Raw genomic sequence first — 8,552 nt, 5'->3', positions numbered from 1 at the left:
GCCCTCCGCCGGTTTGTGCTCGAGCACCCGGGGGCCTATCCCCTGACCCAGCGTCGGCTGGACACCGCGGAATGGCAGGCTGCCGCGAGCGACGCCGTCGCCGCCGTGGCGGCCGCGCTGTCCGGCTACGGCGTGGAGGAGTCTGATGTGGACCGGATCCGGTACGTACGCTCGGCGTTGCACGGGTTTGTGGATCTTGAACTCAGCGGCGGTTTCGGCCTGCCCTCACCGGTTGATCGAAGCTTCGATTTCCTGGTGGATGCCCTCGATGCCACGCTCCGCTCGTTCGCGGCACCGGGCACCCCGGCACGGGAAACCGCGGCGCCTACTCGTAGCTGAAGAAGCCCTGCCCGGTCTTGCGGCCGAGTTCTCCGCGGGTCACCTTGTCCCGCAGGATCTGCGGCGGGGCAAACCGGTCCCCCAGCGTCTGGTGCAGGTACTCGGCAATGCCCAGCCGGACATCCAGCCCCACCAGGTCGGTGGTGCGCAGGGGTCCCGTCGGGTGCCGGTAGCCCAGGGTCATGGCGGCGTCGATGTCCTCGGCGGACGCCACGCCCTCCTCCACCATCCGCATGGCTTCCAGCGCAATGGCTACCCCCAGCCGGGAGGATGCGAAGCCGGGAGCATCCTGCACGACGACGGCGGTCTTGCCCAGGGCGCGGATCCATTCCCGGGCGGCGCGGTCCAGGTCCGCGGAGGTAGCCGTTCCCAGGACCAGTTCCACCAGCCGGGAGGCCGGTACCGGGTTGAAGAAATGCAGCCCGCAGAACCGCTCCGGCCGGCGCAGCTCGGCAGCCAGTTTGTCCACGGACAGCGAGGAGGTGTTGGTGGCCAGCCAGGCGCCGTCGTCCAGCTGTTCCTCCACACCCCGCAGCGCCGCTGCCTTCAGTGCGAAGTCCTCCGGTACTGCTTCGACCACCAGCCCGCAGCCGGCAAACTCGGCGTAGTCCACCGCGAAGACGGCCCGCTCGGCCAGTTCCTGAGCACTCTCGTCCGTATCTCCGCGTTCCACGCTCTTGGCGAGGGACCCGGTGACGCGGGCGTGGGCGGCGTCGGCGGCGTCCCGGTCCCGTTCCACCACGCTCACCTCCGCTCCGGCCAGCAGGAAGGCATGGGCTATGCCCGCACCCATCCGTCCGCCGCCCAGCACACCCACGCGGTGCGGGACGGCTGCGGTTTCAGTTGTACTTTCACCGGTCACGGCTGGTCTCCTTGCGGTCCAGGAACGCCTGCATGCGCTCAAACTTGGCGTCGGATTCAAACAGGATGCCCTGGGCGAGGTTGTCGATGAGCGGATGCGCCGCCCGCGGGGCGGCGAATGCGCTTTTGGTGAGCCGGACGGCCAGCGGGTCACCGGCCCCTATCCGGTCCGCGAGGGCGTGCGCGGCCGGCAGCAGGTCCTCCGGTTCATGCAGGGCGGTGACCAGCCGGGCGGCGAGCGCCTCCTCCGCGTTCAGGATCCGCCCGGCCAGCAGCATCTCCTTGGCCAGCGGTTCCCCCACCAGTTCCTTCAGCCGCCAGGTGGCACCGGCGGCGGCCATGATGCCGAGTCCTGCCTCCGGCTGGCCGATCTTCAGTCGCGGCGTGCCCAGCCGGAAGTCCGCGGCGTAGGCCAGTTCGGCACCGCCGCCCAGTGCGTAGCCGTCCAGTGCGGCGATAACGGGCATCGGCAGCGCGGCAATGCGGGCAAAGAGGCCGGAGTTGATGCCGGCCAGCGCGTCCTCGCGGCGCCGTTCGCGCAGCTGGGCTATGTCGGCTCCGGAGGCGAAGACTCCTTTGCCGCCCGCTTCCGTGCCGGAGAGGATGAGGATCCGCGGATGCCGCTCCAGTGCGGCACAGACGGCGTGCAGTTCATCGACCATGACGGAGTCGATGGCGTTGCGGACCTCTGGGCGGTCCAACTGGACGGCCACCCGGTCCGGGCCCTCGGTGACCCGGAGCGTGGAGAAACCGGCGGCGGATCCGTCCGGCTCGGCGGCTGGCATGGCTGGCTGCGGAGGGTTCGTCACGATGGCGCTGTCCTTTCGTTCCCGCCCGCGTCCTTGCAGGCAGTCCTGGTCCAGTATTACCCAGATCCAGGTCTATCCCGTGATCTGGCTCACGGTGCACCCGTCACCGGGTGGTCCGCCGCCCACTGGATCACGTCCCGGGTCATGGCCCGGTATCCCTCCCGGGTGGGATGCAGCAGCTCCTGGTCTGCGGCCCGGGAACCGGCGGCTTCCAGCAGTCCGGAGACGTTGGCGGAATGCACGTACGGGACCTCGCTGCACGCGCCGTGCCCGGCCAGGGAATCCGCGACGTCGGCAACGTAGTAGATGTTGGCGGCCGCGGAGCTGTCCACGGCCGAGCGGATGACGGTGTTCAGTTCGGTGATCAGGTGCCGTGCGAAATCTTGCTCCCCCGGGTCCAGCCGCCCGCACCCGCCGTCGGCCGCATCAAAGAGCTGCGGGTACGGCAGCACCAGGATCGGAGCGGAGACGGCGGCGGCCACGCTCTCATAGGCGGAAACAAGCACCGGCTGCAGCATGGACAGCTGGGCGGCGGCCTCTGCCTGCAGCTGTGGATCCTCATCGCAGGGCTGCGTTTCCAGCAGGCAGGCCTGCAGCAGCCCGGAGAAGTCCAGGTTGTTGCCGCCCAGGGACAGGATCACGAGGGTGGGGTTCGTGCCGCGCAGCTGTTCGAGCTGGGCCGGCACGGTGGCGGCATCGTGAACCGGATCCGTGACCACCAGGCGCTGGGCGGACTGCAGATGTCCGGTAGTGGCGCGCGAGCAGGCGAGGTTGGCCAGGTCCCGCGGGGCCACCAGTTCGGCGCCCACGGGATGCAGGCTGCGATGGCAGGAGTCCCGGACCCCCTCGACGACGGGACGGTATTCCCCCGCGCCCTCGCCCGCGGCGAAGGAATCCCCGAGCAGCACCAGCCGGCCGCCCTTGCCGCTGGCGGCCGCCAGCCAGCCGGTGGGTTCCGGGACGTCCAGCGGGGAAGCTGCAGGGTGCGGGGCGACCGGGCTGGAGTTCTCGGTGCCTGCCGGGCCGGACACGGGCTCCGGTGCAGCGCAGGCGGCGAGGAACAGTGACAGTCCGACGACGGCGGCCAGCACGCGGCGTGTGCCGGTGTGCGGCCGCCCCTGCAGCGCTGGTGCCCTCATAACTTCCCTCTCCCGGCTCCTGGCGGAAACACGGTGGAACTGGTGATTTGGCGTGGCTGGTCGTCGTGCCGTGGAACTGGTGGTGCTGGTGAAGACACAGCCGGCGCCGCCGCGGATGCGACGACGCCGGCTGCCGTGCCTGCCGGGGCTACTGCCCGCGGCGGCCCAGGGCCTCGTTCACGGCAGGGTCACCCAGCTGGGACAGCCAGGTGAGCAGAGCCGGGTACGTGGACGGGTTCGCAGCAACCGCCACCCGTGCACGCGGATGCGTGGCGAGCTCCTGGAGCCTGGCCAGCGGTGTTGCCGGATCGGCAGCCTCCGCCAGGAGTGCGGCATCCGGATCGGCGGTGGGCACACGCCGCACGGTTTCCTCGGCTGCTTCCTCGTCGTCGGGATGCTGGGCGGGAGATTCCTGGCTGGAAGCCTCCTGACTGGGGACCTCCGCGGGCGCTTCCTGGACAGGTGCCTCCTGGACCGGTTCTTCCTGGAGCGGTTCTTCCTGCCGATGGGCACCCCGGACCGGAGTGTCCTGCACGGCTGCTTCTTCGACCGGAGACGGTCCGGGCTGCCCGACAACGCGCTGGTCCGCCTGTCCCTGCTGGGTGAACTGCGGCGCGGACTGAGCCTGTCCCTGCTGCTGCGGGTACGCCGGGTACTGCTGCGGCTGGGGCTGGAACTGCTGGCCCGGCTGCGGCTGGGCATGCTGTCCCTGCTGCTGCATGGGAGCGGCCGGGTGGAACGGGCCGGGGGTCTGGAACGAGCCCGGGGTGGGAATGGGCGGAACCTGATGACCCGGACCCCGCTGGCCCTGACCCTGCTGACCCTGCTGACCCTGAACCGGCGTACCGGAGCCGGCAAAGGCAAAACCGGTGTTGCCGCCGGCGGGCAGGGACTTGAAGTGGTCGCGGGAGGACTTATCCAGCCACAGTTCCGCAACCAGGACAAAGGGCAGCACCCAGGTGAGCACCATGACCAGCTCGGTGGCGAACCGGCCAGTGGAACCGTTGAGTCCCGAGGTGTCGGAGAGCTCCACCGCCCACAGGATCATGAGGATCAGGGACAGGAGGAAGACAGCACCAGCGAAGGCAGTGCCCATCAGGAAGGTGGAGCGGCCGTCGCGTGCCGCAAGTTTTCCTGCCACCAGGGAACCGGCGGCGAGCAGGACCGCCACAACCAGCGTGATGATCCAGAGGCCCGTGCCGTCCTCGGAGTCCTGGCTTAGGATCAGGCCCAGACCCAGTGCGGCGACTACAGCCAGCGCCCCGGCGATAACAAGGGTGACAGTCAAAACCGGTCGGATCGCCACAAGGCGGTCGGCGGGGGCAACTGCGGCATGTTCGGTGTGCCGTGCCACGGACGGGGAAGACACAGCGGCCCCGAAAGCGAGCCAGAAGAGCAGGCAGAATCCGGCATCAAACGGGGTGAAGTCCAAGGTGGCCAGCCGCATGTCCGGGATCAGTGCCAGCAGGGCAAGGAAGGCGGCCCCGATGCCCAGTCCGGTGCCGGTGCGGCGCCAGGCGTCGGACCCCTTCAGCACCTTGACGGCCACCAGTACCAGGACGGCGATGCCCGCAGCTGCGGAGACCGCTCCCGCAATGCCGGCCAGCCAGATGCTTCCGCCGCTGAACTCTGTCAGATCGGAAATCAGGACCAGGAAGCGGATGATCTGGACCAAGGTGGCCACGGCAGCAAGCCCCACGAGGCCCAAGGTGATGAACACCCAGCGGCGGTGGCGTGCGTCGTCGCCCGGGCCGGGGGCAATCTCCGCCCGGCGCGGCTGTGCGGCCAGAACCGCACCGCCGAGGCCGAAGGCGACTGCGCCGCCCAGCCCGTAGAATCCGCTGGAGCTGTCCCCGTCGGACGCCAGCACCATAACAAGGTAGACCAGCACCAGAACCACGTAAGGGGCGTTCGCGAGCAGTCGGATGTCCTGGATCCGTTTGTAGCCCACGGACGGCCCGAAGAGGCCGGCGCGCCACAGGTAACTGATGCCTACGGACAGGATGCTCAGGATGGTGATGAGCAGGACATCCACCCGGGTGCCGGCCTTGGACCCCTCACCGGCGTAGCCGTCGCCGTAAACCCAGGCCATAAAGAGGGAGAAGAACAGCGCCAGCACGGCGATGCCGTCCCGCACGTAGTCGCTGAGCGTGATGCCCGCGAAAGCGGACGGACGCTGCGGCTTCGGCTGGGCGGGCGCCTGAGCCTGGCCGTATCCGGGGAAGCCATTTCCCTGGTACGGCTGCTCTTGGCGCTGCGGCTGGAAACCTGGGTGCTGCTGGCCCGGCTGGCCGTAGCCCTGGGGCTGACCCGGCTGACCCGGCTGACCCGGCTGGCCGAACTGGCCCGGCTGGCCGTAACCCTGCGGCTGACCCGGCTGGCCGAACTGGCCCGGCTGGCCGTAACCCTGCGGCCGGCCCTGCTGCAGCGGCTGACCGCCGACCGCGGCGAACTCCGGCTCACGGCCCTGACCGGCCGACGTTCCCGCTCCAACGCTGCCAGCTCCGTTACTGCCGGCTGCGTCGCCGCCAGCTGCAGAACTGTCAGTTCCCGTGCCGGGGGCACCGGGACCAGGAGTGCCCGCCCCCTCTGTGCCCGGTGCGGCCGTTTCTACGGCCGGACCGCCCGCGGGATGCGCGTCCGATCCCATGGCGTGACCGCATTCCGGACAGAACCGGCCTCCCGGTTCCTGAGGTTTACCGCACTCTGGACAGAATTTCATGATGCCTTCCCTTGGGGTTTTCAAGTCTTGGACCGGAGCAATCCGGTGGGTGAACGGAGTCCGGGCCGGGACGGACACGCCGCCCCGGCCCGGATGGTCACTCCATGATGACGTAGTAGCTGAGAATCATCGGGCTGCCGCCGTCGGACACCATTTCGACGGTGACCGTGTGGCTTTTCCCGTCCCCGGGGTACGGGATGGTGAGCTCGCCGCGACCGGCCTTCTCAATCTCCACCGGGTATTCCTTGCCGTCCATGGTCGCCTTGATGGTGACCGGTGCCATGGAGGATCCCATGAAGGTGAACTCCGCTTCCGCGTCGGCGTCGCGGGCCGGCAGCTCGTGTGTCTCGGGCGCCGCACCGCTCTCAAGCATGCCGAAGTCGGAGAAGTACGAGGATGACGGCGAGGTCGGCGAGGTCGACGGCAACGACGTCGAGTAGCCTTCATACTCTTCCAGCGTCAGGTCCTTGGAGTAGGAGAAGTCCTCGCCCTTTTCGGAGAACTCTTCGTCCCACTCGGACCCGGCGAACACCACCAGCTTGTAGTCGCCGGCCGGGATCTCGTCCCCGTAGCCCACCTTGCCAAGCTCTTCCTTGCCGTCCTTGGAGTAGACGGTCATGGTGCCGAAGTCATACTCGTCTTCCGCTTCCAGCTCCATGTCCTCGTCCAGCTTCAGGTTGAGCACCGCGTACCCGGCGGAGTTGAACTTCACCTCGGTGCTTTCACCCACCGCGATGTCCCCGGTGGCGTCTTCCCCGGAGGTCAGCGAGAGGAGGGCCAGGGCCTGCTCACGGTTCAGCGAGTCGGTCCACTTGATGGCCCAATCGGTGAAGGTCTCGCCCAGGCTGACTCGCCATTTGCCGTCTTCCTTCACGGTGGTCAGGGACAGTTCCTGCAGTCCGCCCAACATGTACGGGGACGGCTCAATGGAGTAGCCCGACCCGTTCAGGCAGAAGCTGTCGGAATCGCTTTCGCCCTTGATGCAGTCCTTGGTCAGGGTGATCTCGTCGCCGTAGTCGCTCTCGATCGTGATGTTTTCGACGACGGCGGTGGCCCGGTCGCCGTCCTTCTCACCTTCCGTGAAACGCACGTCGCTGATTTCCAGCTCTTCGCCGGCCATGGCGGAGAGGGCGTCGTCGAACATCTCGCCGTACAGGTAGAGCAGTCCGCCTTCGTGGACGGACAGGGAACCGGCCAGCGGTTCCACGCTGCCTTCGGAAACAACCTTCGGCAGGGCTTCCACCATGGCCCGGGCAGCCTCGTCCGGGCTGTCGCTGCCACCGGCGGAGTCGGGGACGGTGCCGCGGGCGTAGCCTTCGCTTTCGCTGACCATTTCCACGATGCTGTAGACCGGGCTGACGTACCAGCGGCCATCGCGCTGGGTGGCCACCAGGGTCAGTGCCGACCCGTCCGGCCCCAGTTCGGCCAGATCGGTGGTTTCGTCGATCTTTTCCTCGTCCTCCTCGCCGGCGGCTTCGAGCGCTGAGCGCAGCGGTCCGTTGGTGGCGGCGGGATCCACCACCACCCGGACTTCGCCTTCGGTGTACTTGATGAGCGCCGTGTTGTCGTCGATCTCCGTGATCTCCGGCTTCACACCCTCAAAACTGACGTCGACGCCGTCCAGGGTGAACTCGTCTTCGTTGGCTTCCTCGCCGCGCCCGACCTTGTCGAGGGCATCTTCGATGCCGAATTCATCGAACTTGTCCTCGAGGTGTTCCTGCAGCCGCTGCAGGGGTTCGCGTTCGTCCGGCGGGACCATTGTGGCCAGGCCTACCAGGTCCTTGGACTCAATGGATTCCAGGATCTTGTCCGACGCCGCTTCCGGGGAGCCTGCACCGCCGCGGAACATGTTCTGCACAAAGAAGTAGGCGCCGACGCCCAGACCCAGCAGGATCACAAGGACCACCACCAGGATGATCACCTTGCGGGAGCCCTTCTTGGGGGCGCCGGAGCCCGACGGCGGGACGCCGGGGCCGCCTGGGACGTTGCCGTTGCCGTTGAAGTCGGAATACGGTGCGCCTTCACCGGGGCCGTTGCCTCCCGCTCCGTACGCCGGGGCGCCGGGTACGGACTGGGCAGAGCCGCCGGCCTGCGCGTAGGCGCCGGCGGGGGCCACGACGGGCGGGTCGAAAACAGAAGTTGCCTGCGTGGGCATGCCTGGCTGGGCCGGGTCCTGCTGCTGGGGCTGGGCCTGCTCGAAGCGCTGTGTCGGCTGCTCGGTCTGGGGCTGCTGGGCCGGCTCGAAGCGCTGGGTGGGTGGCTCAGTCTGGTGCTGCTGCTGGCCGGGGGCCGGCTCGAAACGCTGCGTTGGCTGCTCGACAGCCGCGGCGGAGAGGGTTGTGTCGGGGCCGGAACTTGCTGCAGCCCCGCCGTCCTGCGGTGCCGGTTGGGGTGCCTGGCAGTTCGTGCAGAATTTCCAATGCGACTGAAGTTCAGCGCCGCAGGTCGTACAGTTTTTCAATTCTCCCCCAGGTAGTAAGGCCCGGCAGGAGTAAGTGATGGTCCCCCCGAGCCAACAGATACGTTCGGAAAAACCCTAGCATGCGAAAAGAAGGGCACTGTGTTCCGGGGCACACCACACATCTGGGCACAAAAAGGGCATCCCGCCGCACCTATCGTGCAGCGGGATGCTCATATCAATCCGAAACAGTGTCAGCCCCGCTGCCGCATCGAAACTTCTTT

At 68.1% G+C, this 8,552-nt stretch carries 7 protein-coding genes; 2 read left to right on the top strand and 5 right to left on the bottom strand.

The features are described from left to right. On the top strand, window positions 1–339 hold a 339-nt coding region (locus tag AC5RUF_RS14170), incomplete at its 5' end, for a TetR-like C-terminal domain-containing protein (RefSeq protein WP_494131006.1). Here AC5RUF_RS14170 and AC5RUF_RS14165 read toward each other — a convergent pair. The 4 genes from AC5RUF_RS14165 to AC5RUF_RS14150 form a co-directional block, all read right to left on the bottom strand. Then, on the bottom strand, window positions 326–1,132 hold the full coding sequence (locus AC5RUF_RS14165; RefSeq protein WP_494131008.1) for a 3-hydroxyacyl-CoA dehydrogenase family protein: 807 nt from the start codon (window positions 1,130–1,132) through the stop codon (window positions 326–328). The genes AC5RUF_RS14170 and AC5RUF_RS14165 overlap by 14 nt on opposite strands. Window positions 1,133–1,190: 58 nt before the next feature. After that, a complete protein-coding gene (locus AC5RUF_RS14160; protein WP_494131007.1) occupies window positions 1,191–1,985 on the bottom strand; it encodes an enoyl-CoA hydratase/isomerase family protein in 795 nt (264 codons plus the stop codon). 113 nt (window positions 1,986–2,098) lie between these two features. Next, a complete protein-coding gene (locus AC5RUF_RS14155) occupies window positions 2,099–3,148 on the bottom strand; it encodes an SGNH/GDSL hydrolase family protein (protein ID WP_494131005.1) in 1,050 nt (349 codons plus the stop codon). Between the two features lie 148 nt (window positions 3,149–3,296). Continuing rightward, window positions 3,297–5,285 (bottom strand): DUF7937 domain-containing protein, encoded by a 1,989-nt coding sequence (locus tag AC5RUF_RS14150; RefSeq protein WP_494131004.1) that lies wholly within the window; start codon window positions 5,283–5,285, stop codon window positions 3,297–3,299. Between the two features lie 111 nt (window positions 5,286–5,396). On the opposite strand from AC5RUF_RS14150, the gene AC5RUF_RS14145 reads away from it, so the two are divergent. Further along, window positions 5,397–5,978: a hypothetical protein gene (locus AC5RUF_RS14145; RefSeq protein WP_494131003.1), complete on the top strand. Its 582-nt coding sequence runs from the start codon at window positions 5,397–5,399 to the stop codon at window positions 5,976–5,978. On the opposite strand, the gene AC5RUF_RS14140 is transcribed toward AC5RUF_RS14145, so the two are convergent. After that, complete coding sequence (locus tag AC5RUF_RS14140) at window positions 5,968–8,331, bottom strand: zinc ribbon domain-containing protein (protein ID WP_494131002.1); 2,364 nt, start codon at window positions 8,329–8,331, stop codon at window positions 5,968–5,970. The genes AC5RUF_RS14145 and AC5RUF_RS14140 overlap by 11 nt on opposite strands. Window positions 8,332–8,552: the final 221 nt, after the last annotated feature.

The organism is Arthrobacter sp. Y3224198 (genome assembly GCF_059090025.1).
The sequence above is the reverse complement of the archived record's forward strand: the minus strand, read 5'-3'. Positions and strand labels throughout refer to the sequence as shown.

Coding starts and splice junctions, on each gene's coding strand:
- AC5RUF_RS14160 (WP_494131007.1), bottom strand. CDS start 1,985: ATGCCAGCCGCCGAGCCGGACGGATCCGCCGCCGGTTTCTCCACGCTC.
- AC5RUF_RS14155 (WP_494131005.1), bottom strand. CDS start 3,148: ATGAGGGCACCAGCGCTGCAGGGGCGGCCGCACACCGGCACACGCCGC.
- AC5RUF_RS14165 (WP_494131008.1), bottom strand. CDS start 1,132: ATGGGTGCGGGCATAGCCCATGCCTTCCTGCTGGCCGGAGCGGAGGTG.